Consider the following 25146-nt stretch of genomic DNA (forward strand, 5'->3'; position numbering starts at 1 on the left):
CCCCCTCCGGCGCCGCTACCCATGACCGCCGACTGTGCCTATCAAGGGATCAGGTCAGCCGTGAATCAATACGAGGTAGAGCAGGTGTCGGTGCGCATGAACGCCAAGGTTTTCCTCGCGGCCGCTCTCGGCGCGCTCAGCCTCGCGCCAGTCTCCCAGGCTCAGGTCGAACCGTCCGCAACTCCCCGTCCGGCGGCTCCGGCCACACCGCGTCCCGCAACGCCCGTCACGCCCGCACCGGCAACGGCGGCCCCCGCCGCTCCGGCCGCCCAGCCCCTCACGCCGCTGCAGCTCGAAGCCTATGTGGACGGGGTCGTCGGCCGCTCCATGGCCGACGACCACCTTGCCGGCGTCACCGTCTCCGTGGTCCAGGGCGGACAGGTCGTCCTGAAGAAGGGCTACGGCGTCTCCAGCCTCGATCCGGTCAAGCCGGTGGATCCGGACAAGACCCTGTTCCGCATCGGCTCCATCTCCAAGACCTTCACCTGGGTCGCCCTGATGAAGGAGGTCGAGGCCGGGCGCATGCGTCTCGACGCGCCCATGAACCTCTATCTGCCGGAGCGCCTGCACATCCGCGACCAGGGCTTCAAACAGCAGGTCCAGCTTCGCCATGTGATGACGCATACCGGCGGGTTCGAGGACCGCGCCCTGGGCCAGCTCTTCGAACGTGACGCCAACCGCGTGCGCCCGCTGGAGCTCTATCTCCAGAAGGAGCGCGTCCGCCGGGTGCGCGAGCCGGGCATGGTCCCGTCCTATTCCAACTACGCCGTGGGCCTGGCCGGCGAGGCGGTGTCCAACGTCACCGGCAAGCCATTCGAACAACTGACCGAAGAGCAGATCTTCCATCCGCTCGGCATGTGGCGCACCACCTTCCGCGAGGCGCGCGACCAGCGCGACGGCCTGCCCCTGCCCATGCCGGCCGAACTGGCGGCTGACGCCTCCCAGGGCTTCCACTGGGCCGGCGGCGGCTATCAGTCGCGCCCCTACGAGTTCATCGGCCAGATCGCCCCGGCGGGCGGCGCTTCGTCCACAGCCGGCGACATGGCCAAGTACATGCTGGTGCTGTTGAACAACGGCTCGCTCGGCGCCGACCGCGCGCCGCTCTACAGCCCGCGCACCGCGGCCGCCTTCTCCGGCCAGACCTGGCGGCCCGCCGCCGGCGCCGCGGGCTGGAACCACGGCTTCATGGACGTCGCCCTGCCCGGCGGGCGTCGCGGCTACGGTCATGGCGGCGCGACCCTGTCGTTCTTCTCGATGATGGTCGTGGTTCCGGAGCTGAACCTCGGCGTCTTCGTCTCCACCAACACCGACGGCGGCCGCGATCTGGTCAGCGCCCTGCCCGGCATGGTCGTCCAGCGCTTCTACGGCCCCGCTCCGACGCTGGCCGGACCGCCGACGCTCAAGGCTGACGCATCGGTCTATGAAGGCACGTACCTGACCACCCGCCGCGCCTATGGCGGGCTGGAAGGCTTCGTCAGCCACCTGAGCGGCCAGACACAGGTCAGCGTGAACGCCCGCGGCGAACTGATCGTCGGCGGCGACGGGGACGGACGCGCCTGGCGCGCCACGGGCCGCGAGGGCGTCTTCCAGGCGGTCAACGGACCGGAGACCCTGGTCTTCGTCGTCGAGAACGGCCGCGCGGTGCGGTACTTCTCCGCCTCGGGCACCTCGACCTACGAGCGTGTCGGACTGTTCAACCGCACCAACACCCTGGTCCTCATGGCCGCGATCGCGCTGATCGCCGCCATCGCCACCCTGGTCGGTCTGTTCACCCGCGATCACCGCGAACTGCGCCAGACCTCGATCCAGAGCCAGGCCAGCCTGATGCAGACCACCCAGGCCATCCTGTGGCTGACCGCCGCCGCCCTGTTCGCGGCCTGGGGTCAGTCGGCGGCCAGCGATGTGGTCAAGGTTTTCTACAACTGGCCCTCGCCGCTGGTGATCATCGCCTCGGCCTGCGCCCTTGTGGCGGCGATCCTGTCGGTGGCGACCCTGCTGGTCCTGCCGATCGTCTGGCGCGGCGGCCGTCGGGTCGACAGCTGGACGCCGTGGCGCAAGCTGCGCTTCTCGGTGACGACGGTGATCTTCACCGCCTTCTCGCTGCTGCTGGCCTTCTGGGGCGCGCTGTTCCCCTGGAGCGTCTAGAGAGCGTCCAAGGGCGCTTTAGGACAGCTTCCAGACCTTGATCGTGATGCGCTCGCGCTCGCCTGGCTGGCGCTGGACCAGCAGGCGGGCCACCTGAGCGTCGTCATGGAAGGCGTAGCCCTTGATGGAGTCGAGCAGGGCCTTGGCCAGATTGTCGAGGTCCAGCCACGGCGGCTCGCCCACATAGTCCATGCCGATCTCCACCGAGAACTCGCCCCAGGCCGGGCGCGAGCCGCGCCAGGCCTTGCGGAAGAACTCGTAGATCAGCGGCTTGTAGTACTTGGCCTGGGTCGTCAGGCCGTCGACGACCAGCTCCAGCACGCCGTCGATCTCGCGCGCGCGCACCTTGCCGTGATGTGTCCAGCCGTCATCCATGAGGCTCCATAGAGCCTTACGGCTTTGCAGTCGCCCCCCGGCCCGTTAAACCGCCCCAACACGCGTTCAGGGGATTGAGCACATGACCGCCAACCGCACCGAAACCGACACCTTCGGCCCGATCGAAGTCGCCGCCGACCGTTACTGGGGGGCCCAGGCGCAACGCAGCCTCGGCAACTTCAAGATCGGCTGGGAGAAGCAGCCCCTGCCCGTCGTCCGCGCCCTGGGCGTGGTCAAGCGCGCCGCCGCCGAGACGAACCACAAGCTGGGCAAGCTGGACGCCGAGCTGACCAAGGCCATCGTCACCGCCGCCAACGAAGTCATCGAAGGCAAGCTGAACGACCACTTCCCGCTGGTCGTCTGGCAGACCGGCTCTGGCACCCAGTCGAACATGAACGCCAACGAGGTGATCTCGAACCGCGCCATCGAGATCCTGGGCGGCGAGATGGGCTCCAAGAAGCCCGTCCACCCGAACGACCACGTCAATATGAGCCAGTCGTCGAACGACACCTATCCGACGGCCATGCACGTGGCCTGCGCGGAGCAGATCGTCCACGACCTGATCCCGGCGCTGAAGCACCTGCACGCCGCCCTGGCCGCCAAGGCCGAGGCGTGGAAGGACATCATCAAGATCGGCCGCACCCACACCCAGGACGCCACCCCGCTGACGCTGGGCCAGGAGTTCGGCGGCTACACCCAGCAGGTCGCCAACGGCATCGAGCGCATCGAGCAGACCCTGCCCAAGCTGATGCAGCTGGCCCAGGGCGGCACCGCCGTCGGCACCGGCCTGAACGCCCCGATCGGCTTCGCCGAGGGCGTGGCCGAAGCCATCGCCGGCATCACCGGCCTGCCCTTCACCACCGCCCCGAACAAGTTCGAGGCCCTGGCCGCCCACGACGCCATGGTGTTCAGCCACGGCGCCATCAACACAGTCGCCGCCTCGCTGTTCAAGATCGCCAACGACATCCGCTTCCTGGGCTCGGGCCCGCGCGCGGGCCTGGGCGAACTGGCCCTGCCGGAGAACGAGCCGGGCTCGTCGATCATGCCGGGCAAGGTCAACCCGACCCAGTGCGAAGCCCTGACCCAGGTCTGCGTGCAGGTGTTCGGCAACCACGCCGCCGTCACCTTCGCCGGCAGCCAGGGCCACTTCGAGCTGAACGTCTTCAACCCGGTGATGGCCTACAACTTCCTGCAGTCGGTCCGCCTGCTGGCCGACGCCGCGGTCAGCTTCACCGACAACTGCGTGGTCGGCATCGAGCCGCGCATCGACAACATCAAGAAGGGCGTCGAGAACAGCCTGATGCTGGTCACGGCGCTGAACGGCCGCCTCGGCTACGACAACTGCGCCAAGATCGCCAAGACCGCCCACAAGAACGGCACGACCCTGCGCGAAGAAACCGTCGGCGGCGGCTACCTGACCAACGAAGAGTTCGACGAACTGGTCCGTCCGGAAAAGATGGTCAGCCCGGGCTGAGGCCTTGGCGGAGCGTAGCGCGGGATCAGAAACCGCGTTACGCTTCACGCCATGGGCAAGGTTGACCTGAATATCGAGATCGACCCGGAACTGCTTTCGCAGGCCAAGAAGCTTGGCGTTTCGGTCGTCGGTCTCAGCGAAACCCAGCTTCGTCTGCTATTGCAGAAGATCGATCCGGCCGGCGCCGAAGCCCGAGCGCGGCGCTGGGCGGAAGAGAACGCTGAAGCGATCAAAGAGCACAATGAGCGCATCGAGCGCCGGGGCCTGATCTCTGACCATTTCCGGCGGTGGTGATTGCGTCAGTTTGACGTTTATCGAAACCCCTCTCCGACGGCGGCACGGATCGCGCCCTATCTGGTGATCCTGTCATCTCATCATCTGCACGGCCTGTCGGAGGTCGTCGTTGCTCCCGCCATCAACGATGTAAGCCAGATGCTTGGCGATCTGGAGATCGCCGTCGAGATCGAGGGCCTGCACCTCACGCTGGCGATCAGTGAGCTATTCAGCATGACATCCGCTGCGCTGAAACATCGAGTCAGCAGCCTGCAAACACACGAGGACGCCATCCGTCGCGCGCTCGACCGGATGTTCACCGGCTTCTGACTACTTCCGAACCACCGCCGTCCCGATCGGGGCGAAGGCGATGCGGGCGAGCTGCAGGTCCTTCAGGGCGAAGGGGATGCCGATGATGCTGATGAACTCGGCCACGGCGATCATCAGGTGCGCCAGGGCGATGTACCACCCGCCCAGCACGAACCAGATCACATTCAGCAGGAAGCCCAGCGGCCCGGTGCCGATGTCGCCGCCGTTGATGGCCGAGCGCGAGACCACGTCCTTGCCGAACGGCCAGAAGGCGAAGCCGGCGATGCGCCAGGCCGCGCCCGTATAGGGCAGGCCGACGATGGTGATGGCGAGCAGCAGGCCGCCGAACAGCCACAGCAGGCCCGCGAGCCAGCCGCCGAAGAAGAACCACAGGAGATTGAGGATGAACCGGATCATCCCCGCACTCTGTCAGAGCTGGGGCGCGGGCTCTAGGCCCGACGGCTGACTGAGAAGTCGGCCAGTTGCTCCAGGGCGTCGCGCCAGTCATTGGCGGGGAAGCCTTTCAGCGCGGCCTTGGCGGCCTCGGCATAGTCGGCGGCCAGGTCCAGGGTGGCCTCGATGGCGCCTGTGCCGATCATCAGCTCGCGCACGCGGGCGAAGTCGGCGTCGGTTTGCTCGCGACGGCCAACGGTGCGTTCCCAGAAATCGGCTTCCTTGGCCCCGCTGCGGGCGATGGCCAGCAGCAGCGGCAGGGTCGCCTTGCCCTCACGGAAGTCGTCGCCGGCGTTCTTGCCCAGAGACTCGGTCGTGCCGCCGTAGTCGAGGGCGTCATCCACCAGCTGGAACGCCAGGCCCAGGTTCATGCCATAGGCGCGCAGGGCGGCGGTCTTCACCGACTCGACCCCGGCCGAAACGGCGCCCGCCTCGGCGGCGGCGGCGAACAGCTCGGCGGTCTTGGCGGCGATGATCTCGATATAGAGCTCTTGCGACAGGTTCAGGTCGTGGCTGCGGGTCAGCTGCAGCACCTCGCCTTCGGCGATGACGCGGCTGGCGCGAGCCAGGATCTCCAGCGCCTTCATCGAGCCGGTCTCGACCATCAGCTCGAAGGCGCGGGCGAACAGGAAGTCGCCGACCAGAACGCTCTGCGCCCCGCCCCAGATCAGATGGGCGGCGACCTTGCCGCGGCGCAGCTGGCTGCCGTCGACCACGTCGTCATGCAGCAGGGTGGCGGTGTGGATGAACTCTACGGCGGCGGCCAGCTTCAGGCCGTTGTCGTCGGTGGCGCCGGCCAGACGTGCGGCGGCGACGGTGATCAGGGGACGCAGGCGCTTGCCGCCTGCGGCGATCAGGTGATCGGCCAGCGCGGGAATAATGGCGACGTCGCTCTGCATGCGGTCGGTGATGAGGGCGTTCACCTTCACCATGTCGCCCGCCGAAAGGCGCACGATTGGATCGACCGATCCGGGCCGACGAGCAGGAGCCGTGACGGCTGCGTCCAAAACTAGCGCTCCACAAATTCCTCGAACATCGGTCGACGTTGCGAGGGTCCTACTGGTCGGGATAGGTCAGGGGGGAACCGAGGGCAAGGCTTGAAAATTCGCCGTGAACGACGTCGCCGAAGATAGTGTGCTTAACGGACGCGTACGCCTGAGGCAGGCGGCGGGAGGCTATCGGGCCGGACTCGACGCTGCTCTTCTTGCTGCGGCCTGTGATGCGCCAGATGGAGCGCGGGTCATCGAACCCGGGTGCGGCGCGGGCGGCGCCTTGCTGGCCGCGGCGGTGCGGCGATCCGGCGCAAGCTTCACGGGGTTGGAGCGCGATGTCGCCGCCGCCGCCCTGGCGCGGGAGAACAGCGCGCTGAACGGCCTGAGCGACCGGGCGACGATCCTGGACGGCGATGTTCAGACCGGCTTTCGCGCCCTGGGCGTGGAGCCCTTCGACGCGGCCATGGCCAATCCGCCCTTCTTCGACGACCCCAAGGCCCTTCGCGCCCCGTCGGAGGCCAAGACCGGCGCCTGGATGGCCGACGGCGGGCTGGAGGCCTGGACCGGCTTCCTGCTGAAGGCCGTGCGCGAAGGCGGGACCATCACCATCGTCCACCGCGCCGACCGGCTGGCGGATATCCTGGCTTTGCTGTCGCCCAAGGCGGGCTCGTTCAAGATCAGACCGATCTATCCCTTCGCCGATCAGCCGGCCAAGCGGGTGCTGGTGCGGGCGATCAAGACGGGGAAGGCCCCGCTGGTCCTGCTTCCGCCGCTGGTGATGCACGAGCGCGGCGGCGCCAAGCATACGAACGAAGCCGAAGCGATCTTGAGGGGTGAAGCCGCTCTGCCTTGGGCCTAACCCGCGTGCTCTACCCCGCATATTGGCGGATGGCCTCAAGACAAAGCTGGAGTCCGGTCAGGTCGCGCAGGGGATCGTCCGTCACGACGATGAACAGGCGCCGCGCCTCGGCCCACAGCATCAGGGTCTCGGGCAGGCCGAAGTCCTCGATGCGGCAGCCGTCCTGGTCGTAGGCCTCGCCGTCCTCGCCGATCTCCACGCCCACATACCCCGACAGCCGCGTGGCCAGGTCGGCGTCGTCATCGACGGTGATGTTCATGTAGGCGAAGACCGGCTTGACCAGGCCTGACAGAACCCCCGCCTCGAAGGCCGCGCCCGGGTCGGCGCTCGGCCCCCGCCAGGGGGTCAGGTCGATCACCCCGGCGTCGGCCTGGCGCATGGCCGCCATGCGGGCGGCGTAGATCTGGCGCGCGACGATCTCCGAGGGCTCCTGCGCCAGCAAGCCGCCCTCGTCGGGCAGCAGGGCGATCAGGCCGGCGGCGTCGCAAAGCGCCCGTTGCAGGCCCATGTGGCGCGCGGGATCGGGAAGCCAGGGCTGCGGGCCGGCCAGGTACAGGGATCGAATGGAACGCATGAACCATCTACGCCCGTGAAGGCGGCAAGAAAAAGCCCCCTGCCGTCGAACGGCAGAGGGCTTCTCCCCCGGGAGCTGGCGAAGCCGCTTAGTTGCGGGCGGTGTCGACCAGCTTGTTCTTGGCGATCCAGGGCATCATGTCGCGCAGGCGGCCGCCGACTTCCTCGATCTGGTGCTCGGCCGAACGGCGGCGGGTCGCCTTGAAGCTCGGCTGACCCACCTGGTTCTCCAGCATGAAGTCGCGGACGAACTTGCCCGACTGGATGTCTTCCAGGACACGCTTCATCTCGGCCTTGGTTTCCGGCGTGATGATGCGCGGGCCGGTGACGTATTCGCCGTACTCGGCCGTGTTGGAGATCGAGTAGTTCATGTTGGCGATGCCGCCTTCGTACATGAGGTCGACGATCAGCTTCAGCTCGTGCAGGCACTCGAAATAGGCCATTTCCGGCGCGTAGCCGGCTTCCACCAGCACTTCGAAGCCGGCGCGGACCAGCTCGACCGTGCCGCCACACAGGACGGCCTGCTCGCCGAACAGGTCGGTTTCGCATTCCTCGCGGAAGTTGGTCTCGATGATGCCCGAGCGGCCGCCGCCGATGGCGCTGGCGTAGGCCAGGCCCAGGTCCAGGGCGTTGCCGGTGGCGTTATGATGCACCGCGATCAGGCACGGCACGCCGCCGCCCTTCTGGTACTCGCCGCGCACGGTGTGGCCCGGGCCCTTCGGCGCAACCATCAGCACGTCGATGGTGTCCTTCGGCTCGATCAGGCCGAAGTGGACGTTCAGGCCGTGGGCGAACAGCAGGGCCGCGCCGTCACGGATATTGGGGGCGATGTCGTTCTTGTAGATCGCGGCCTGATGCTCGTCGGGCGCCAGGATCATGATCAGATCGGCCCAGGCGGCGGCTTCGGCCACGGTCATGACCTTCAGGCCCTCGCCTTCCGCCTTCTTGGCGGTCGGGGAGCCGGCGCGCAGGGCGACGGCCACGTTCTTGGCGCCCGAGTCACGAAGGTTCAGCGCGTGGGCGTGGCCTTGCGAGCCATAGCCTACGATCGCGATCTTCCTGTCCAGGATGCGGGCGAGGTCGGCGTCGCGATCATAATAGACGCGCATGTTTATTCTCCTGACAGGTCGTTAGAAGCCGGATCACGCAATGTCTGCCCGGCGAAAGCGGGGCTATCCAGCGTTTTTTTGCGCCGCCGTCAAGGCCGACGGCGGTTTGGCGAAAGAAAAAACCCCGACCGTGAAGGTCGGGGTTGATCCTCTCCTACCAGAAGAGACCGTAGTAGACGCTGAGCACGCGGCCGGTCCAGATGTCGACCAGCAAGGCGTCAGGGCCGACGCGGACCCATTCCGTGCCGATGGGCGGCAGGCCCAGGCCGTAGGTTCCCCAGTTCAGGTAGTAGTTCGACCCGAACCAGCCGCGCGGCAAGAAGTCGCCATAGCCCCAGCTGCGGGCGTACCAGCCGGCGGGCGGCCGATAGACCGGAGCGCGGAACCGGCGGGGCGCGTGATAGCTGCGCTGCCAATTGCGCTCGTTGTACCAGCCGCGCCCCCGGTCGCGGTCGCGCAGCTGCGACGGGCGGCGGTAGTCGCGGTCGAAGCGCTGGTCGCCCCGGCGGTTGTTATCCCACCGGCGATTGTCATCGCCCCGACGGTCGTCGCCGCGCCGGTCGTTGTCGTTCCAGCGATAGTCGCTCCGATTCCAGTCGCGGTTCTGGTCTCCGCGGCGGTCGTTGTCATTCCGGCCATCGGGGCGGCCGTTGTTGCGACCGTCATTGCGGTTGTCGTCCCGGCGTTCGCCGCCACGATTCCAGTCGCGGTCGCCCCTGTTCTGCGGCGCGGCCTGCGGCTGAGTGTAGGCTGGCGGAGAGGTCGGGGCCGCCTGGGTCGGGGTGTAGTTCGGACGGCTGCCGGCTTCCGGGCGTTGACGCTGGCCGCGATCACCGCCCCAGTCGCCACGGCCGCCGCCGCGATCGCCACGATCACCGCGCTCCATCCGTTGTTCCTGGCGGCCGCCACGGTCTTCGCGCGGACCGCCGCCACGCTCGCGCCCGCCGCGTTCCTGAGCGAGGGCCGCGGTCGCGGTCGTCGCCATCAGGGCGAGGGTCAAAGCGGTCGTCATCAAACGCTTCATGGTCTAACTCCAGGAGCGTGGGCTGTTTCCATGATCGGAACTCGGCCCACGCCCGTTGCCCCGATCTAATGGGCCCCGGCGCATGAACCGCGCTTGAATGTGACGCAGGAGAATCGAGCCCATGGCGACGCCGCAGGATGTGATCGGCTTCTGGATCCAGGCGGGGCCCGAGAAGTGGTTCGCCAAGAGCGACGCCTTCGACCACGCAATCCGCCTGCGGTTCGAAGCCACACACTTCGCCGCCGCGCGCGGGGAATATGACGCCTGGGCGGCGACGCCGGAGGGAGCCCTCGCCCTGTTGCTGACCCTGGACCAGTTCCCCCGCAACCTGTTCCGGAACTCCGGCCACGCCTTCGCCACCGATCCCCTGGCCCGCAAGGTGGCGCGGGACGCGCTCGCCGCCGGCTTCGACAAGCAGTTGGAGCCGAAGCTGCGCCCCTTCCTCTATCTGCCGCTGCAGCATTCGGAGGCCATGGCCGACCAGGACCAGGCTCTCGCCCACTTCAACGCCCTGGCCGAGGAGCAAGGCGACCCCGAAATAGCCAAGTGGGCGAAGCACCACCATGCGGTGATCGCCCGCTTCGGCCGCTTCCCCCACCGCAACCGCCAGCTTGGCCGCAAGACCACGGCCGAGGAGCAGGCATTCCTGGAAGAGGACGGGTTCGCGGGCTGATTTCTCTCCGCTCACTCCCGCGAAGGCGGGAGCCCATACTGAGCCGCAGCTTGGATCCCCGCTTTCGCGGGGATGAGCGGGCAAGGACTGTGGAGAACCATCCCGGCCGACATTGTCCCCGAGGGTGATTCGGCCCGAGGGTGTGGGCGGAGACGCCCATGACCGCCATCACCATCCTGAACCCGCCCTCGCCGGCCGCCTCGGACCACCCCGAGCGCCAGTACCTGAATCTGCTTCAGGACATCCTCGACAACGGGGTGCAGCGCGGCGACCGCACGGGCACCGGCACGCTGGGCGTGTTCGGCCGGCAGATGCGCTTCGACCTGTCCAAGGGCTTCCCGGTCCTGACCACCAAGAAGCTGCACCTGCGCTCCATCATTGTTGAGCTGCTGTGGTTCCTGCGCGGTGAGACCAACATCGCCTGGCTGAAGGAGAACGGCTGCTCCATCTGGGACGAGTGGGCGGACGAGGACGGCGAGCTTGGCCCCGTCTACGGCAAGCAATGGCGCTCCTGGGCCACGCCGAACGGCGAGAGCATCGACCAGATCGAGCGCCTGATCGAAGGCCTGAAGACCAACCCCAACAGCCGCCGCCACATCGTCTCCGCCTGGAACCCGGCGGACGTCGAGGACATGGCCCTGCCGCCCTGCCACTGCCTGTTCCAGTTCTTCGTGGCCGACGGCAAGCTGTCCTGCCAGCTCTACCAGCGCAGCGCCGACGTGTTCCTGGGCGTGCCCTTCAACATCGCGTCGTACGCCCTGCTGACCCTGATGGTGGCCAAGGTCGTCGGCCTGCAGCCGGGCGAATTTGTCCACACCTTGGGCGACGCACACCTTTATCTGAACCACCTGGATCAGGCCCGCACCCAGCTGACGCGCGAGCCGCTTCAACTGCCGACCATGAACGTGGCCGACAAGCGCGACCTGTTCGCCTTCGCCTACGAGGACTTCCAGCTGGAAGGATACGAGGCGCACGCTCACATCAAGGCCGCCGTTTCGGTCTGATGTCCCGTCCGCTCGCCGCCCTCTCCGACAAGGTCATGGCCGTGTCGGACATCTATGCCGCCAACTTCGGCATCGACCGGGACCGCGACTGGGCGTTGATCAAGCTGCAGGAAGAGCTGGGCGAGCTGTCCCAGGCGCACCTGCGCCTCACCGGCCGCGGCCGGGGCGAGGCCAGCGAAGCCGACCGCGCGGCCGAAGCCGCCGACGTGCTGTGCATGCTGCTGATCTACTGCCGTCAGGCCGGCGTCGACCTGGACGCGGCCGTGGACGCCAAGTGGCTGGCCTGGCTGAAGGAGCCGGCATGAGCGTCATCCTCACCGTCGGCCCGGTGGCCCGGGCCCTGAACGGCGTGATCGGTCGCGACAACGACCTGCCCTGGCGGCTGAAGTCGGACCTGGCGATCTTCAAGCAGACCACCCTGGGCAAGCCCGTGATCATGGGCCGCAAGACCTGGGACAGCCTGCCCCGCAAGCCCCTGCCCGGCCGCACCAACATCGTCCTGTCCCGCGACGGCTCGTTCGAGCCGCACGGCGCCATCGTGTGCGAAAGCTTCCTGGAAGCGACCCAGATCGCCCGCGAGCAAGCCGAGGACGACGGCGTCGACGAGGTCTGCGTCATCGGCGGTTCGGCCCTGTTCGAGATGGCCCTGCCCAAGGCCCGCCGCCTGTATCTGACCGAGGTCCAGGCCGAGGTTGAGGGCGACGTGCGCTTCCCCGCCTTCGACGAAAGCGCCTGGGTCGAGGTCCGGCGCGAAGAGCATCCCGCCAGCGAAGGCGACGACTTCCCCTTCGTGTTCCGCGTGCTGGAGCGGCGCTGAGCCTGACGCCACGTCAGCCTCGCCACCCTCGATCCGCGCGCTCATAGTCTCCCCAACGCCCGTCAGAGGCGAACAGGGAGCGCATCATGGACATCCAACTCGTCGCCGAGGGGCTGCAGTTCCCCGAAGGCCCCATCGCCCTGGCCGACGGCTCGGTCCTGCTGGTCGAGATCCAGCGCCAGACCCTGACACGCATCACGCCCGACGGAAAACGCGAGACCGTGGCGAACCTGCCCGGGGGCCCCAACGGGGCGGCTCTCGGTCCTGACGGAGCGGTCTACGTCACCAACAACGGCGGGGCCTTCAACTTCCACGACATGGGCGGGCTGAACATCCCCGGCCCCACGCCGCCGACCCATGTGGGCGGCTCGATCCAGCGAGTGGACCTGAACACCGGCCGGGTGGAGATGCTCTACGACGCCTGCGACGGCGTGCGGCTGGTGGGCCCGAACGATCTGGTCTTCGACCGGCAGGGCGGCATCTGGTTCACCGACCACGGCTGCACCACGCCGGAGGGGCGCAAGTTCGGCGCGCTCTACTACGCCAAGGCGGACGGCTCGCGGATCGAGCAAGTGCGCGGCGGCTTCGTCTCGCCCAACGGGGTCGGCCTCTCGCCCGAGGAGGACGTCGTCTATATGGCCGACACCACCCTGGGCCGTCTGTGGGCCTTCGATCTGGCGGGACCGGGCGTGCTGGCCGAGCCGCCCATGTTCCAGCCGGCGCGTGTCGTCTGCACCCTGCCCGGCTATCAGCTTCTCGACAGCCTGGCGGTGGAGGCCAGCGGCAAGGTGTGCGTGGCGACCATCATCAACGGCGGGATCACCGCCTTCGACCCGGACGGCTCCACCGAGCACTTCACCTTCCCGGACCCGATCGTCACCAACATCTGCTTTGGCGGCGCGGACATGCGCGACGCCTGGATCACCGCGTCCGGGACCGGCAAGCTCTACAAAGCCCGCTGGCCCCGACCGGGGCTGAAGCTGAATTTCGGCTAGACGCCCAAATCCTCCCCCTCAGGGGGAGGGGGACCGCGAAGCGGTGGAGGGGGTTCTGCTGACTCAGCAAGCCCCCTCCGTCCCGTTGGGACACCTCCCCAGCGGGGGAGGAGAAGAATTAGTACAAAACCCCCAGCGCCTGACGCTCGAACGCCTTGAGTTCGCCAGTGCGGCCTTCGCGGATCTTCTTCACCCATTCGGGGTCCTGGAGCAGGGCACGCCCCACGGCGACCATGTCGAACTCGCCGCGCTCCAGCCGCTCCAATAGGCCGTCGATGGAGGCGGGCTGGCTGCCCTCCCCGGCGAAGGCGGCGATGAACTCGCCTGACAGGCCCACCGAGCCGACGGTGATGGTTGGCAGGCCCGTGACCTTCTTGGTCCAGCCGGCGAAGTTCAGGTCGCTCCCCTCGAACTCCGGCTCCCAGAAGCGGCGCTGCGAGCAGTGGAAGACGTCGGCTCCAGCGTCGGCCAGGGGCTGCAGCCAGGCGGCCAGTTCGTCCGGCGACTTGGCCAGCTTCACGTCATAGTCCTGCTGCTTCCATTGCGAGACGCGCAGGATCACCGGATAGCCCGGCCCCACCGCCGCCCGCACAGCCTTCAGGATATCAGCAGCGAACCGCGCACGCTCCGGCAGGGTCGGGCCGCCATAGCCGTCGGCGCGGACATTGGTGCCTTCCCAGAAGAACTGGTCGATCAGGTAGCCATGGGCGCCATGCAGCTCCACCGCGTCAAAGCCCAGGCGCTTGGCCTCGCCCGCCGCGCGGCCGAAGGCGCCGATGGCGTCGGCCACCTCCGCATCGGTCATGCCGACGCCGAAGGTCTTACCTGGCCGCGACAGGCCCGACGGGCTGTCATAGGGGCCCGGCGGGGTCCAGTCCTCGCTGCGGGTGCGCACCGCCCCCACGTGCCACAGCTGCGGGGCGATCTTGCCGCCGGCGCCATGCACGGCCTCGACCACCTTGCCCCAGGCGGCCAGTTCGGACTCGCCGTGGAAACGTGGAACGGCGGGATCGTTCAACGATGCGGGACGGGCGACGCCGGTCCCCTCGGTGACGATCAGGCCGACGCCACCCTCGGCGCGGCGGCGATAATAGTCGGCCACCTCGCCGGTGGCGACGCCGCCGGGGGAGAAGGAACGGGTCATGGGCGCCATGACCACCCGGTTCGGGACAGTCAGGCTCTTGACGGAAAACGGCTGGAACAGAGCGTCAAGCGACATGCGGCTACTCCACAACGTCCAGGTATTCGATCTCCGGGCGGCCAGCCATGAACGGGGCCAGGCTGGCGCCGCCCGCCTTGAAGTGGTCGCTGGCGCCGTGGGCCTTCATGGCCTCTTCCGACGCGTAAAGCTCAAGCACCTTGTAGGTGTTGGGCTCGGTGCGGCTCTTGGTCAGCTGATAGATGACGTTGCCCGGCTCGTTGCCGCGCACCTGGGCGGCCATGTCCAGGAAGGCTTTCTCAAAGCCCTCGTTCTTGCCGTCCTGCACCCGAAGGGTGGCCACAACGCCGATCATACGCGCCTCCAAACATTTGTTTGAGCGGCACGTTAAGCGCAGTCGGTTGCAATTGAAAAGCGCTTGTTAGCGCGGGCTTTCGTTCCAGCCGTAGGCGACCCACGAGTGACCGCCGGTCTGCCGGGCTTCGATAATCTGGGGATCGGCGGCGCTGGCCTTGCGGGCGCGGGCCGTGCGGCGGGCGCGGGTGGCCATGCCGGCCAGGGTCAGCAGCGCGGTGGCCATGACCGCGATCACCACCACCGTAGCGGCGGCGAATACGGCGAGGACAGCCCCGACGGCGGCGGCGGCGAGAGTCGCCAGCGCTCCGGCCAGCCAGAACAGGCCCCGGAATGCCGAACCCTTACCCGTCGTCGCAGACAACCGTTCCATCGTCATCGCCTTCCACGGGCGCTAGCCGCGCCCTTCGACCCATAATTTGGGTCACAGTATCTTCACGTCAACTGAACAAGCGGTAATCGGGCGCGAAGGTCGCACCACGCCTGATCAAGCGGCGCCGGCCAGAGACAGTTCCCGGCGCTCCCGCATGATGGTGTCGAAAGCCCCGTTGATCGCCGCCGACTTGGCGTGCGCGACCTCAATGAACTCCTGCGGCAGGCCCCGGCCATGCACCTTGTCCGGGTGCGCCAGGGTCAGGGCCGCCTTCCAGGCCGCGCGCACGATATTGTCCGGCGCATCGGCCGGAACACCAAGGATTTCATAGGGATCGTCCGGCCCAGCGCCCAGGTGCGTGGCCTTCAGCCGGCGGAACGCCAGGGGCGACATGCCGAACAGGTGCGCCACCTGCTCCAGATAGATGAGCTCGTCATGGCTGACGACGCCGTCGGCCCGCGCGATGTGGAACAGCCCGTCCAGCACGTTCTCCAGCAGGTCCGGGCAGTGGCGGTAGCGCTTGGCCAGGCGCTTGGCGTAGCTTTCGAACCCCCGCGTGGTCTGACGCGCCAGGTCATAGAGACGATGGACGTTGCGTTCCGACCCGGCATCGGGTTGGAAGACCTCCGAGAAGACGGCGAACTCATCCTCGCTCGCACGACCGTCGGCGCTGGCCAGCTTGGCGCCGAGCGCGGTCACCGCGGTCGAGAACGCGGGATCCTCGCCCGGACGGCCGGCGGGGCAGTCCGTGCAGTCGGCCGCGTCCACCTTGCGGGCGGCGAGGCTTGCTATGTTGCGCCAGAAGCTCATGGGAGGACTACAAGTTTAAGATGGTGGCGTTCGCATGACAACACATACGGCCGGCTGGACTTTCTGGATCGACCGCGGCGGCACCTTCACCGATGTCATCGGCCGCGATCTTGAAGGGATCGAACACACGCGAAAGCTGCTGTCGGCCTCGCCGGCCTATGCGGACTCCGCCGTGGAGGCCATGCGCCGCCTGCTGGACGCCAAGCCGGGCGAGCCCTTCCCCGCCGATCGCGTGGCGGCGATCAAGATGGGCACCACCGTCGCCACCAACGCCCTGCTGGAGCGCAAGGGCGCCAAGACCCTGCTGGTGGTCACCAAGGGCTTCGCCGACGCCCTGATGATGGGCGACCAGTCGCGCCCCGACCTCTTCGCCCTCGATCTGACCCGGCCCGAGCCGCTCTACTCCGGCGTCGTCGAGGCGGAGGAGCGGCGCGGCGCGGGCGGCGCCGTGGTCGAGGCTCTGGACAGCGACGCCCTGCGCGCCGCCCTCGCCGCCAGGAAGGCCGAAGGCTTCACCAGCGTCGCCATCGCCTTCCTGCACGCCGACCTGGACCCGGCGCACGAACTGGCCGCTGGCCGCATCGCCGAAGAACTCGGCTTCGACTACGTGGCGCTGAGCCACGAGGTCTCCCCCCTGCCCCGCTTCATTCCCCGCGCCGAGACGGCGGTGGCGGACGCCTATCTGACCCCGATCCTGCGCGCCTATGTGCGCCAGGTGGCCGACGCCGTGAACGGCGCGCCCCTGTGGTTCATGACATCCGCCGGCGGCCTGGTCCGCGCGGCCGACTTCCGCGGCAAGGACGCCGTGGTCAGCGGCCCGGCCGGCGGGGTGGTGGGCGTCGCCCGCACCGCCGAGGACGGCGGCGGCAAGGCGGCCCTGGGCTTCGACGTGGGCGGCACCTCCACCGACGTCTGCCGCTACGCCGGCGTGCTGGAGCGCCGCGACAAGGCGACCGTGGCCGGCGCCAAGCTGCGCGCGCCCATGCTGGATGTTGAGACCGTGGCCGCCGGCGGCGGCTCGATCCTAAGCTTCGACGGCTTCCGCGCCCGGGTCGGCCCGGACAGCGCCGGCGCCATGCCCGGCCCCGCCTGCTACGGCCGCGGCGGCCCCGCCGCCCTGACCGACGCCAATCTGGTGCTCGGCCGCCTGGACCCGCGCTACTTCCCCTCGGTGTTCGGCCCGAATGGCGATGCGCCGCTGGACGCCGAGGCCGCCCGCGCCCGCTTGAGCGAGCTGGCCAAGGCCATGGGCGCCGCCAGCCCGGAAGCGGCCGCCGAAGGCTTCATCGCCGTGGCCGTAGAGCAGACCGCCCAGGCCGTGCGCCGCATCTCCACGGAGCGCGGATTCGACCCGCGCGATCATGCCCTGGTCGCCTTCGGCGGGGCCGGCGGCCAGATCGCCTGCGCCGTGGCCGAAGCCTTGGGCGTGACCGAAGTGCTGAGCCCCAAATACGCCTCCCTGCTGTCGGCCTGGGGCATCGGCCAAGCCCGCGTGCGCGTCCTGCGCCAGGCTGGGCTGGAGAAGGCGCTCCAGGGTGGTCTCGCCGACGCGCAGGCCGCCGCAGAACGCCTGGAGGCGGAAGCCCAGTCGGCCATGGCCGCGCAAGGGGCGGAAACCGGCAAGGCCGAACGCCGTCTGCTGCTGCGCTACGAAGGCGCCGACGCCGCCCTGCCTGTGGCTCTGTCTGAAGCGGACGTTGCGAAGGCCGCCTTCGAGCAGGCCCACCAGCGCCTGTTCGGCTTCATCGAACCGACCCGCGCTGTGATCATCGCGAGCGTCGAGGTCGAGGCGGAGGAGCTTTCAGCCGCTCACCCCGGCGAAGGCCGGGGCCCAGATTCATCCAGTGCGTCAGCAGCGCTTCACCTGGATCCCCACCTTCGTGGGGATGAGCGGGTAATATTTGCAGAGGAACTGACGGAAGCCGCCGGCCCCTGCCTCATCATCCGCGGCGACACCCAGATCGCGGTGCTCGAAGGCTGGACCGCCAAGGCCGAAGCCGACGGCCTCGTCCGCCTGACCCGCACCGGCGCGGCCAAGACGGCCCAGCTCGCCGTCGACAAGCCCGATCCCGTCACCCTGGAGCTCTTCAACCGCCGCTTCATGGGCGTGGCCGAGGCCATGGGCGCGGCGCTGGAGCGCACGGCCCAGTCGGTGAACATCAAGGAGCGGCTCGACTTCTCCTGCGCCCTGTTCGACGCCGACGGCGGCCTGGTGGCCAACGCCCCGCATATGCCGGTCCACCTGGGCTCCATGGGCGCCAGCGTCCGGGCGGTGCGCGATCGTCATCCGGTGCTGAAGGCCGGCGACGCCTTCGCCCTGAACAATCCCTACGCCGGCGGCACGCACCTGCCGGACATCACCGTGGTCATGCCGATCTTCGTCGGCGCGGCGGCCAGCCCGACCTTCTACGTCGCGGCGCGCGGTCACCATGCCGATGTGGGCGGCGTTCAGCCCGGCTCCATGCCGCCTTTCTCCAAGACCATCGACGAGGAGGGCGTCATGCTCGACGCCCTGCCGATCATGCGCGGCGGCGTGTTCCTGGAAGATGACGTCCGCGCCGTCCTGCTGGCGGGCGAACATCCGGCCCGCCGCCCCGACCAGAACCTCGCCGACCTCAAGGCCCAGATCGCCGCCTGCCAGGCCGGCGCCGGGGCGGTGTCGGGAATGATCGAGACCCACGGTGGCGAAACCGTCGGCCGCTACATGGTCTTCGTGCAGCAAAACGCCGAGGCCGCCGTCAAACGCGCGGTAGGCAAGCTCACCGGCGGCGAGGCCCGCGTGCCCATGGACGGCGGCGGCGAGATCGTCGTGAAGGTCACCGTGGACCAGGCCAAGGGCGAGGCGGCTCTGGACTTCACCGCCTCCGCCGGACAGCTGCCCAGCAATTTCAACGCTCCGGCCGCCATCGTCGACGCCGCGGCGCTGTACGTCTTCCGCACCCTGGTGGATGACGAGATTCCGCTGAACGCCGGATGCCTGCACCCGCTGAACATCACCACCACGCCCGGCTCCATGCTCGACCCCGCGCCACCGGCCGCCGTGGTGGCGGGCAATGTGGAGACCAGCCAGCACGTGGTCGACGCGCTCTACGCCGCCTGCGGGGTCATGGCCAACAGCCAGGGCTCCATGAACAACTTCACCTTCGGCGACGAGACGCGGCAGTACTACGAGACCCTGTGCGGCGGCTCTGGGGCCACGGCGACGACGCCGGGCGCCAGCGCCATCCACACCCACATGACCAACTCGCGCCTGACCGATCCGGAGATCCTGGAGCGGCGCTATCCCGTGCGGCTGGAGCACTTCGGCGTGCGCAAGGGGTCGGGCGGCGCCGGCGCCATGCCGGGCGGCGACGGGGCCGTGCGCCGGGTGCGTTTCCTGGCCGAAATGGAGGCCGCCCTGCTCTCCACACGCCGCGATCACGCCCCTCAGGGGCTGGCCGGCGGATCCCCCGGGAAGCCCGGCGCCCAAAGATTGCTGCAATCGGATGGAACCGTTCGGGAGCTTTCCGGCTGCTTCTCCGTTATGGTCAAGCCTGGCGACGCCATCGAGATCGAAACCCCGGGGGGCGGGGGATACGGTCCGGCGCCCGGCATCGCCCCCGCGAATTAGATTTTGCCCAAGGGACCCCTTATGGCGCCTGCCTTCCTGCTTGCTCTCTCACTCCTCGCTCAAGGCGCACCCGCCGCGACTCCGGCCGAAGCGCCCTTCCCCGTCGGCGCGCCGACCGACGACTACGGCTTCACCGCCTGGTGCTACGGCGCCGTGGGCGGCTACATCGATCTGTACGACAAGGTCATGCCCGAGGTTGAGCGCATCGAACGCGCCTGGCCCTCACCCAGCGGCGTCGAGGCGTCCCTGAAGGTCTATCCGCAACTGCGCGACCAGGGCGCCAAGGACATGAAGCTGTTCGCCGGCGCCATCGAGGCTGCCGAGCGCGCAAGCCCGACCGTCATCGCCGAGCAGGGCAAGTCCGCCATCGGCAAGGGTCGGGGCATCTGGACCGGCGCCGCGACCAGCGATAAGGCCAAGCTCGCCCAGGCCTGGATGGGCTGGACCCCGCCGGCCCGCTGCGCGCCGACGGCCCAGCGTCTGCAGGCCAAGGCCAGCCTGTTCGGCAAGGCGCTGAACGCCAACAACCCTGGTACCCAATGAAACTCGGAACGCCGCTCTCGCCCACCGCCCTTCGGGTGATGCTTCTCGGCTCGGGCGAGCTCGGCAAGGAGGTGGCGATCGAGCTTCAGCGCCTGGGCGCTGAGGTGATCGCCGTCGACCGCTATCCGAACGCGCCCGCCCATCAGGTCGCCCATCGCAGCCACGTGGTCGCCATGACCGACGCCGCCGCGATCCGCGCCCTCGTGGAGCAGGAGAAGCCGCACCTGATCGTGCCGGAGATCGAGGCGATCGCCACCGACGAACTGGCGCGCATCGAGGCCGAGGGTCTGGCCACGGTGATCCCCACCGCCCGCGCCGCCCAGCTGACCATGAACCGCGAGGGCATCCGCCGTCTGGCGGCCGAGGAGCTGGGCCTGCCCACCTCGCCCTACGCCTTCGCCTCGACGTCCGAGGAACTGTCGGCCGGCGCCGACACCGTGGGCTATCCCTGCTTCGTCAAGCCGGTCATGTCCTCCTCGGGCAAGGGCCAGAGCTATGTGGAGACGGCGGCCGACATCGGCGCCGCCTGGGACTACGCCCTGGCCGCCGGCCGGGTGGACACCGCCCGCGTGATCGTCGAGGGCCGCATCGCCTTCGACTACGAGATCACCCTGCTGACCGTCCGCTCGCTGAAGGATGGTCAGACCATCACCTCCTTCTGCGCCCCCATCGGCCACCGCCAGGTGATGGGCGACTATGTGGAGAGCTGGCAGCCCCAGGCCATGACGCCCGCCGCCCTGGCCAAGGCCCAGGACATCGCCGGCAAGGTCACCGCCGCCCTCGGCGGCCTCGGCCTGTTCGGGGTCGAGCTGTTCGTGAAGGGCGACGAGGTCTGGTTCTCGGAAGTCAGCCCCCGCCCGCATGACACCGGCCTGGTCACTCTGGGCAGCCAGCGCCAGAGCGAGTTCGCCATTCACGCCCGCGCCATCCTCGGCCTGCCGGTGGACGTCGCCCAGCGCGAGCCCGCCGCCAGCGCCGTGATCTATGGCGGCATGGAGGCTGTCGGCGTCGCCTATGAAGGCGTCGAGCACGCCCTCGCCGTGCCGGGCGCCGACCTGCGCCTGTTCGGCAAGCCGGAAGCCTTCGAGCGCCGCCGCATGGGCGTGGCGGTCGCCACCGGCGCCGACACCGATCAGGCCCGTGAACGCGCCCGCGAAGCCGCCGGCAAGGTACGCGTCGTCAAGGCCTAGACGCCTAGTTTGGGGGCCGGGTCTCCTTTAGACCCAGCAACACCGGCAGGACCAGCAACGCCACGACCGCGATCATCGCGCCGGGAACCATGGGCTTGCCGGTCAGGTTCGTCAGCACCTGCGCCAGCCAGGGCGTCAGTCCGCCGAAGATCGCGGTCGCAGCCGTCGCGCCAAGCGCCAGACCGCTGAGCCGTCCCTCCCCCGGAAACTGCTCCGCCGTCGCCACGGCGCCCACGGCGCTGACGCCGCCCGCCACGCCCGCCAGAACGACCGCGCCCAGGAGGGCCGACGCCGCCGAGCCGCTGGCCATCAGCGAGAACATGGCCATGGGCAGGAAGGCGCTTCCCACCGCCAGGGCCAGCAGCACCGGCTTGCGGCCCCAGCGGTCGGACGCCATGCCGATCAGCGGCGTCACCACGATCACCACCACTGCCGCGATGGTCGCCAGCCACAGCGCGAGGCTCTCCGACAGCGCGCCAGCCGAGGTCAGGAACGCCGGCACGTAGGTGATGCCGACATAGTAGGTGATCGAGCCCAGGGCCGAGATCGTGAAGGACCGCAGAATGCCGGCCCGGTGATGCTTCAGCGTATGGCGCAGCGGCCGAGCAGGCACCGTGCCTGCCGCCTGTTGGCGCTCGAAGTCCGGCGACTCCTGCATGGTCGAGCGCGCGATCCACACGCTGGCCGCCAGGGCCGCCCCTACGAGAAACGGAATGCGCCAGCCCCAACTATCCAGATCGGCCGGCGCCAGCAGATGCACGGTCAGAGCGGAAACGCCCACCGCCAGCAGCCCGCCCACCTCGCTCGCCGCGGAGGCGGACGAGGTGACGAGACCTCGTCTGTGTGGCTTGGCTCCCTCCATCAGGTAGGCGACCACGCCGGTGTATTCGCCGCCCACGGAGAACCCCATGACGCAGCGAAGCAGCAGCATCAGCACGCCCGCCGCCGGGCCGATCTGCGCGTGGGTGGGCAACAGCGCCGTGGCCAACATGGCCCCGGTCATCAGCAACATGGACAGCAGCATCATCCGCCGCCGCCCGTGCCGGTCGCCGATATGGCCGAACACCGCCGCTCCCAGGGGCCGCATCAGATAGGCGATGGCGAACCCGGCCAGGGTCGCGATCAGCGACGCCTCTCCGCCGCCGAAGAACACCCGCGACATCACCGTCGCCAGGTAGAGATAGAGGGTGAAGTCGTACCACTCGACCACGGTCGAGAAGGCGGCCACCGCCATGGAGCGTCGGGAGATGCCTGGATGAGCGCCGGCGGATGCGGTCATGCGCCGGCGCCGCTTCCTAAGCCGCCGCCCGGGCGTTGGGGTCGTAGTTCAGGATCGGCGACAACCACCGCTCGGCCTTGGCGATCTCCCAACCCTTGCGACGGGCGTAGTCCTCGACCTGATCGCGGTCGATCTTGCCGACGCCGAAATAGTGCGCCTGCGGGTGGCTGAAATAGAGACCCGACACGGCCGCGCCTGGCATCATGGCGAAGCTTTCGGTCAACTGCATCCCGGTGCGCGCCTCAGCCTCCAGGAGCTTGAACAGCAGCTCCTTTTCCGTGTGGTCGGGCTGAGCGGGATAGCCGGCTGCCGGGCGGATGCCCTGGTACTTCTCGGCGATCATCTGCTCGACGTCAGCCGGTTCTTCGGACGCATAGCCCCAGAGCTCGACGCGGGTCTTGTAGTGCAGCCATTCGGCGAAGGCTTCGGCCAGGCGGTCGGCCAAGGCGGACGCCATGATCGCTGAATAGTCGTCGCCCGCCGCCTTGAACTTGGCGACCATCTCGTCCTCGCCATGGCCGGCGGTGACAGCGAAGCCGCCGATGTAGTCGGAGCCCGATCCCACCGGCGCGACGAAGTCGGACAGAGCCACATTGGCCTTGCCCTCGCTCTTGGCCATCTGCTGGCGAAGGGTGTGCAGGCGGCCCAGCTCCGTCGTGCGGGTCTCGTCGGCATAGACGACCACATCATCGCCCACCGTGTTAGCCGGCCAGAAGCCGGCCACGCCCTTGGCGGTGAACCACTTCTCGGCGGTGATCTTGTCCAGCATCGCGCGGGCGTCGCGATAGAGGTCAGTGGCGGCCTCACCGACCACGTCGTCCTCCAGGATCTGCGGGTAACTCCCGATCAGCTCCCAGCTGGCGAAGAAGGGCGACCAGTCGATGAACGGGACCAGTTCGTCCAGGCTCGGCTCGAAGGTGCGCAAGCCCGTGAACGACGGCTTCGGCGGCGTGTAGCCGGCCCAGTCCACGTCCAGCTTCTTGGCGCGCGCGTCGGCGATGGAGGTCCGGACCTTCACCTCCTGGCCGCGGGCGAACTGCTCGCGGATGCGGACGTACTCGTCGCGCGTCTCGGCCATCACCCGATCCTTCTCGGTGGGTGACAGCAGGTTGGAGACCACGCCCACGGCGCGCGAGGCGTCGAGAACATAGGTGGTCGGGCCACGGCGATAGGCCGGCTCGATCTTCACCGCCGTGTGGGTGCGGCTGGTGGTGGCGCCGCCGATCAGCAGCGGAATGTCGAAGCCCTGGCGCTCCATCTCCGACGCCACGAACACCATCTCGTCCAGCGACGGGGTGATCAGGCCCGACAGGCCGATCATGTCGACCTTGTGCGCCCTGGCTTCATCCAGGATGCGGTCGGCCGGCACCATCACGCCGAGGTCCACGACCTCGTAGTTGTTGCACTGCAGGACCACGCCGACGATGTTCTTGCCGATGTCGTGGACGTCGCCTTTCACGGTGGCCATCAGGACCTTGCCTGCCGACTGGCGCGCGCCGCCTTCCTTCTCCGCTTCCATGAACGGCATCAGCCAGGCCACGGCCTGCTTCATGACCCGGGCGGACTTCACCACCTGCGGCAGGAACATCTTCCCCGCGCCGAACAGGTCGCCGACCACGTTCATGCCGTCCATCAACGGGCCTTCGATGACGTGCAGCGGCCGTTCGGCCTGCAGGCGCGCCTCTTCGGTGTCGGCGTCGATGAATTCGGTGATGCCGTTGACCAGGGCATGGGTCAGGCGCTCGCCCACGGGGGCGTTGCGCCAGGCCAGGTCCACGACCTTGGCCGCGCCCTTCTCGCCCTTATAGCGCGGGGCCATGTCCACCAACCGTTCGGTGGGATCGGCGCCGTCGGCGCGCGCACGGTTGAGGATCACGTCCTCGACGGCCTCGCGCAGCTCCGGATCGATGTCGTCATAGACCGGCAGGTCGCCGGCGTTGACGATGCCCATGTCCATGCCGGCGTTGATGGCGTGGTACAGGAACACCGAGTGGATCGCCCGGCGCACCGGCTCGTTGCCGCGGAAACTGAACGACACATTCGACACCCCGCCCGACACTCGGGCGTAGGGCAGCAGCTGCTTGATGCGCCGCGTGGCCTCGATGAAGTCGACCGCGTAGTTGGCGTGCTCCTCGATCCCCGTCGCCACGGCGAAGATGTTGGGGTCGAAGATGATGTCCTCGGCGGGGAAGCCCACCTTGTCGACCAGCACGTTGTAGGCGCGCTCGCAGATCTCGACCTTTCGCGCCTCGGTGTCGGCCTGGCCCACCTCGTCGAAGGCCATGACCACCACGGCCGCGCCGTAGCGCAGGCAAAGCGTGGCCTGCTCGATGAACTTGGCCTCGCCTTCCTTGAGCGAGATCGAATTGACGATCGTCTTGCCCTGGACGCACTTCAGGCCCGCCTCGATCACCTCCCACTTGGAGCTGTCGATCATGATCGGCACGCGGGCGATGTCCGGCTCGGCGGCCAGCAGATTCAGATAGGTCGTCATGGCGGCCTGCGAATCCAGCAGGCCCTCGTCCATGTTGATGTCGATGACCTGGGCGCCGGCTTCGACCTGCTGGCGGGCCACGCTCAGGGCCTCGCCGTACTGACCTTCGACGATCAGCTTCTTGAACTTGGCGGACCCGGTGACGTTGGTCCGCTCGCCGATGTTTACGAAGGTCGGTCTCATACGCGCTGAATAGACTGATTGGGGCGTCTTGTCCGCCCATGTCGGCTGAGGCCGGCATGAGCGGAACTTGAAGGAT

The 25146-nt window shown here is 68.4% G+C and carries 25 protein-coding genes; 13 read left to right on the forward strand and 12 right to left on the reverse strand.

The window, feature by feature from the left end:
- Nucleotides 1–60 precede the first annotated feature (60 nt).
- Nucleotides 61–2145, forward strand: a complete 2085-nt coding sequence (locus tag P7B02_RS14605; RefSeq protein WP_277787073.1) for a serine hydrolase domain-containing protein — start codon at nt 61–63, stop codon at nt 2143–2145.
- A gap of 18 nt (nt 2146–2163) precedes the next feature.
- Here P7B02_RS14605 and P7B02_RS14610 read toward each other — a convergent pair whose 3' ends face one another.
- A complete protein-coding gene (locus P7B02_RS14610) occupies nt 2164–2520 on the reverse strand; it encodes a RusA family crossover junction endodeoxyribonuclease (protein WP_277787074.1) in 357 nt (118 codons plus the stop codon).
- Nucleotides 2521–2602: 82 nt separating this feature from the next.
- Between P7B02_RS14610 and fumC the strand changes: the two genes are divergently transcribed.
- The 3 genes from fumC to P7B02_RS14625 are packed head-to-tail and all read left to right on the forward strand — an operon-like array spanning nt 2603 to nt 4597.
- The gene (gene fumC, locus P7B02_RS14615) at nt 2603–3994 is read left to right on the forward strand and encodes a class II fumarate hydratase (RefSeq protein WP_277787075.1); all 1392 of its coding nucleotides are present in this window, start codon (nt 2603–2605) and stop codon (nt 3992–3994) included.
- Between the two features lie 51 nt (nt 3995–4045).
- Nucleotides 4046–4288, forward strand: a complete 243-nt coding sequence (locus tag P7B02_RS14620; RefSeq protein WP_277787076.1) for a type II toxin-antitoxin system CcdA family antitoxin — start codon at nt 4046–4048, stop codon at nt 4286–4288.
- Nucleotides 4289–4597 (forward strand): CcdB family protein, encoded by a 309-nt coding sequence (locus tag P7B02_RS14625; RefSeq protein WP_277787077.1) that lies wholly within the window; start codon nt 4289–4291, stop codon nt 4595–4597.
- Here P7B02_RS14625 and P7B02_RS14630 read toward each other — a convergent pair whose 3' ends face one another.
- Both P7B02_RS14630 and P7B02_RS14635 read right to left on the reverse strand, forming a co-directional pair.
- A complete protein-coding gene (locus tag P7B02_RS14630) occupies nt 4598–4993 on the reverse strand; it encodes a YccF domain-containing protein (protein WP_277787078.1) in 396 nt (131 codons plus the stop codon). It lies immediately after the preceding gene.
- Between the two features lie 32 nt (nt 4994–5025).
- Nucleotides 5026–5961: a polyprenyl synthetase family protein gene (locus tag P7B02_RS14635; protein ID WP_277787155.1), complete on the reverse strand. Its 936-nt coding sequence runs from the start codon at nt 5959–5961 to the stop codon at nt 5026–5028.
- A gap of 178 nt (nt 5962–6139) precedes the next feature.
- Between P7B02_RS14635 and P7B02_RS14640 the strand changes: the two genes are divergently transcribed.
- Nucleotides 6140–6880, forward strand: coding sequence for a tRNA1(Val) (adenine(37)-N6)-methyltransferase (locus tag P7B02_RS14640; protein WP_277787079.1), 741 nt, complete (start codon nt 6140–6142; stop codon nt 6878–6880).
- 10 nt (nt 6881–6890) lie between these two features.
- Here the strand turns inward: P7B02_RS14640 and P7B02_RS14645 are convergent, their stop codons facing one another.
- From P7B02_RS14645 to P7B02_RS14655, 3 genes are all read right to left on the reverse strand, one after another.
- Nucleotides 6891–7454: a nucleoside 2-deoxyribosyltransferase gene (locus P7B02_RS14645; RefSeq protein WP_277787080.1), complete on the reverse strand. Its 564-nt coding sequence runs from the start codon at nt 7452–7454 to the stop codon at nt 6891–6893.
- An 88-nt stretch (nt 7455–7542) separates the two neighbouring features.
- Nucleotides 7543–8562 carry a ketol-acid reductoisomerase gene (gene ilvC, locus P7B02_RS14650; RefSeq protein ID WP_277787081.1) on the reverse strand — a complete coding sequence of 340 codons (1020 nt, stop codon included), beginning with the start codon at nt 8560–8562 and terminating at the stop codon, nt 7543–7545.
- Between the two features lie 154 nt (nt 8563–8716).
- On the reverse strand, nt 8717–9586 hold the full coding sequence (locus P7B02_RS14655) for an RcnB family protein (RefSeq protein ID WP_277787082.1): 870 nt from the start codon (nt 9584–9586) through the stop codon (nt 8717–8719).
- Nucleotides 9587–9707: 121 nt separating this feature from the next.
- Here P7B02_RS14655 and P7B02_RS14660 point away from each other — a divergent pair, with 121 nt between their 5' ends.
- The 5 genes from P7B02_RS14660 to P7B02_RS14680 all read left to right on the forward strand — a co-directional run bounded on the left by P7B02_RS14660 (nt 9708) and on the right by P7B02_RS14680 (nt 13075).
- A complete protein-coding gene (locus P7B02_RS14660) occupies nt 9708–10259 on the forward strand; it encodes a DUF924 family protein (protein ID WP_277787083.1) in 552 nt (183 codons plus the stop codon).
- A 158-nt stretch (nt 10260–10417) separates the two neighbouring features.
- The gene (locus P7B02_RS14665) at nt 10418–11263 is read left to right on the forward strand and encodes a thymidylate synthase (RefSeq protein ID WP_277787084.1); all 846 of its coding nucleotides are present in this window, start codon (nt 10418–10420) and stop codon (nt 11261–11263) included.
- Nucleotides 11263–11568 (forward strand): phosphoribosyl-ATP pyrophosphohydrolase, encoded by a 306-nt coding sequence (locus tag P7B02_RS14670; protein ID WP_277787085.1) that lies wholly within the window; start codon nt 11263–11265, stop codon nt 11566–11568. Before P7B02_RS14665 ends, P7B02_RS14670 begins: the two co-directional genes overlap by 1 nt.
- The gene (locus tag P7B02_RS14675) at nt 11565–12080 is read left to right on the forward strand and encodes a dihydrofolate reductase (RefSeq protein WP_277787086.1); all 516 of its coding nucleotides are present in this window, start codon (nt 11565–11567) and stop codon (nt 12078–12080) included. The genes P7B02_RS14670 and P7B02_RS14675 overlap by 4 nt, the downstream gene beginning before the upstream one ends.
- Before the next feature lie 86 nt (nt 12081–12166).
- On the forward strand, nt 12167–13075 hold the full coding sequence (locus P7B02_RS14680; protein ID WP_277787087.1) for an SMP-30/gluconolactonase/LRE family protein: 909 nt from the start codon (nt 12167–12169) through the stop codon (nt 13073–13075).
- Nucleotides 13076–13193: 118 nt separating this feature from the next.
- Here the strand turns inward: P7B02_RS14680 and P7B02_RS14685 are convergent, their stop codons facing one another.
- The 4 genes from P7B02_RS14685 to P7B02_RS14700 form a co-directional block, all read right to left on the reverse strand.
- Nucleotides 13194–14294 carry an NADH:flavin oxidoreductase gene (locus P7B02_RS14685; RefSeq protein WP_277787088.1) on the reverse strand — a complete coding sequence of 367 codons (1101 nt, stop codon included), beginning with the start codon at nt 14292–14294 and terminating at the stop codon, nt 13194–13196.
- A 4-nt stretch (nt 14295–14298) separates the two neighbouring features.
- On the reverse strand, nt 14299–14589 hold the full coding sequence (locus P7B02_RS14690) for a putative quinol monooxygenase (RefSeq protein WP_277787089.1): 291 nt from the start codon (nt 14587–14589) through the stop codon (nt 14299–14301).
- Between the two features lie 66 nt (nt 14590–14655).
- The gene (locus P7B02_RS14695) at nt 14656–14961 is read right to left on the reverse strand and encodes a hypothetical protein (RefSeq protein WP_347276655.1); all 306 of its coding nucleotides are present in this window, start codon (nt 14959–14961) and stop codon (nt 14656–14658) included.
- 114 nt (nt 14962–15075) lie between these two features.
- Nucleotides 15076–15771: a J domain-containing protein gene (locus P7B02_RS14700; protein WP_277787091.1), complete on the reverse strand. Its 696-nt coding sequence runs from the start codon at nt 15769–15771 to the stop codon at nt 15076–15078.
- Nucleotides 15772–15805: 34 nt separating this feature from the next.
- Here P7B02_RS14700 and P7B02_RS14705 point away from each other — a divergent pair, with 34 nt between their 5' ends.
- Genes P7B02_RS14705 through purT form a run of 3 tightly spaced genes read left to right on the forward strand, consistent with a single transcriptional unit; the run spans nt 15806 to nt 21114 of the window.
- The gene (locus P7B02_RS14705; protein ID WP_277787092.1) at nt 15806–19381 is read left to right on the forward strand and encodes a hydantoinase B/oxoprolinase family protein; all 3576 of its coding nucleotides are present in this window, start codon (nt 15806–15808) and stop codon (nt 19379–19381) included.
- 21 nt (nt 19382–19402) lie between these two features.
- Nucleotides 19403–19924, forward strand: a complete 522-nt coding sequence (locus P7B02_RS14710) for a hypothetical protein (RefSeq protein ID WP_277787093.1) — start codon at nt 19403–19405, stop codon at nt 19922–19924.
- Nucleotides 19921–21114: a formate-dependent phosphoribosylglycinamide formyltransferase gene (gene purT, locus P7B02_RS14715; RefSeq protein WP_277787094.1), complete on the forward strand. Its 1194-nt coding sequence runs from the start codon at nt 19921–19923 to the stop codon at nt 21112–21114. The genes P7B02_RS14710 and purT overlap by 4 nt, the downstream gene beginning before the upstream one ends.
- A gap of 4 nt (nt 21115–21118) precedes the next feature.
- On the opposite strand, the gene P7B02_RS14720 is transcribed toward purT, so the two are convergent.
- Together P7B02_RS14720 and metH are read right to left on the reverse strand one after the other, a co-directional pair.
- Nucleotides 21119–22393 (reverse strand): MFS transporter, encoded by a 1275-nt coding sequence (locus P7B02_RS14720; RefSeq protein ID WP_277787095.1) that lies wholly within the window; start codon nt 22391–22393, stop codon nt 21119–21121.
- A 16-nt stretch (nt 22394–22409) separates the two neighbouring features.
- Entirely contained in the window at nt 22410–25070 is a 2661-nt protein-coding gene (gene metH, locus P7B02_RS14725) for a methionine synthase (protein WP_277787096.1), read from the reverse strand.
- Between the last annotated feature and the right edge of the window lie 76 nt (nt 25071–25146).

It is taken from the genome of Caulobacter segnis (assembly GCF_029543125.1).
Lineage (GTDB): Bacteria > Pseudomonadota > Alphaproteobacteria > Caulobacterales > Caulobacteraceae > Caulobacter > Caulobacter segnis_D.

Coding starts and splice junctions, on each gene's coding strand:
- P7B02_RS14610 (WP_277787074.1), bottom strand. CDS start 2,520: ATGGATGACGGCTGGACACATCACGGCAAGGTGCGCGCGCGCGAGATC.
- fumC (WP_277787075.1), top strand. CDS start 2,603: ATGACCGCCAACCGCACCGAAACCGACACCTTCGGCCCGATCGAAGTC.
- P7B02_RS14620 (WP_277787076.1), top strand. CDS start 4,046: ATGGGCAAGGTTGACCTGAATATCGAGATCGACCCGGAACTGCTTTCG.
- P7B02_RS14630 (WP_277787078.1), bottom strand. CDS start 4,993: ATGATCCGGTTCATCCTCAATCTCCTGTGGTTCTTCTTCGGCGGCTGG.
- P7B02_RS14635 (WP_277787155.1), bottom strand. CDS start 5,961: ATGGTGAAGGTGAACGCCCTCATCACCGACCGCATGCAGAGCGACGTC.
- P7B02_RS14645 (WP_277787080.1), bottom strand. CDS start 7,454: ATGCGTTCCATTCGATCCCTGTACCTGGCCGGCCCGCAGCCCTGGCTT.
- ilvC (WP_277787081.1), bottom strand. CDS start 8,562: ATGCGCGTCTATTATGATCGCGACGCCGACCTCGCCCGCATCCTGGAC.
- P7B02_RS14655 (WP_277787082.1), bottom strand. CDS start 9,586: ATGAAGCGTTTGATGACGACCGCTTTGACCCTCGCCCTGATGGCGACG.
- P7B02_RS14660 (WP_277787083.1), top strand. CDS start 9,708: ATGGCGACGCCGCAGGATGTGATCGGCTTCTGGATCCAGGCGGGGCCC.
- P7B02_RS14665 (WP_277787084.1), top strand. CDS start 10,418: ATGACCGCCATCACCATCCTGAACCCGCCCTCGCCGGCCGCCTCGGAC.
- P7B02_RS14670 (WP_277787085.1), top strand. CDS start 11,263: ATGTCCCGTCCGCTCGCCGCCCTCTCCGACAAGGTCATGGCCGTGTCG.
- P7B02_RS14675 (WP_277787086.1), top strand. CDS start 11,565: ATGAGCGTCATCCTCACCGTCGGCCCGGTGGCCCGGGCCCTGAACGGC.
- P7B02_RS14680 (WP_277787087.1), top strand. CDS start 12,167: ATGGACATCCAACTCGTCGCCGAGGGGCTGCAGTTCCCCGAAGGCCCC.
- P7B02_RS14685 (WP_277787088.1), bottom strand. CDS start 14,294: ATGTCGCTTGACGCTCTGTTCCAGCCGTTTTCCGTCAAGAGCCTGACT.
- P7B02_RS14690 (WP_277787089.1), bottom strand. CDS start 14,589: ATGATCGGCGTTGTGGCCACCCTTCGGGTGCAGGACGGCAAGAACGAG.
- P7B02_RS14695 (WP_347276655.1), bottom strand. CDS start 14,961: ATGGAACGGTTGTCTGCGACGACGGGTAAGGGTTCGGCATTCCGGGGC.
- P7B02_RS14700 (WP_277787091.1), bottom strand. CDS start 15,771: ATGAGCTTCTGGCGCAACATAGCAAGCCTCGCCGCCCGCAAGGTGGAC.
- P7B02_RS14705 (WP_277787092.1), top strand. CDS start 15,806: ATGACAACACATACGGCCGGCTGGACTTTCTGGATCGACCGCGGCGGC.
- P7B02_RS14710 (WP_277787093.1), top strand. CDS start 19,403: ATGGCGCCTGCCTTCCTGCTTGCTCTCTCACTCCTCGCTCAAGGCGCA.
- purT (WP_277787094.1), top strand. CDS start 19,921: ATGAAACTCGGAACGCCGCTCTCGCCCACCGCCCTTCGGGTGATGCTT.
- P7B02_RS14720 (WP_277787095.1), bottom strand. CDS start 22,393: ATGACCGCATCCGCCGGCGCTCATCCAGGCATCTCCCGACGCTCCATG.
- metH (WP_277787096.1), bottom strand. CDS start 25,070: ATGAGACCGACCTTCGTAAACATCGGCGAGCGGACCAACGTCACCGGG.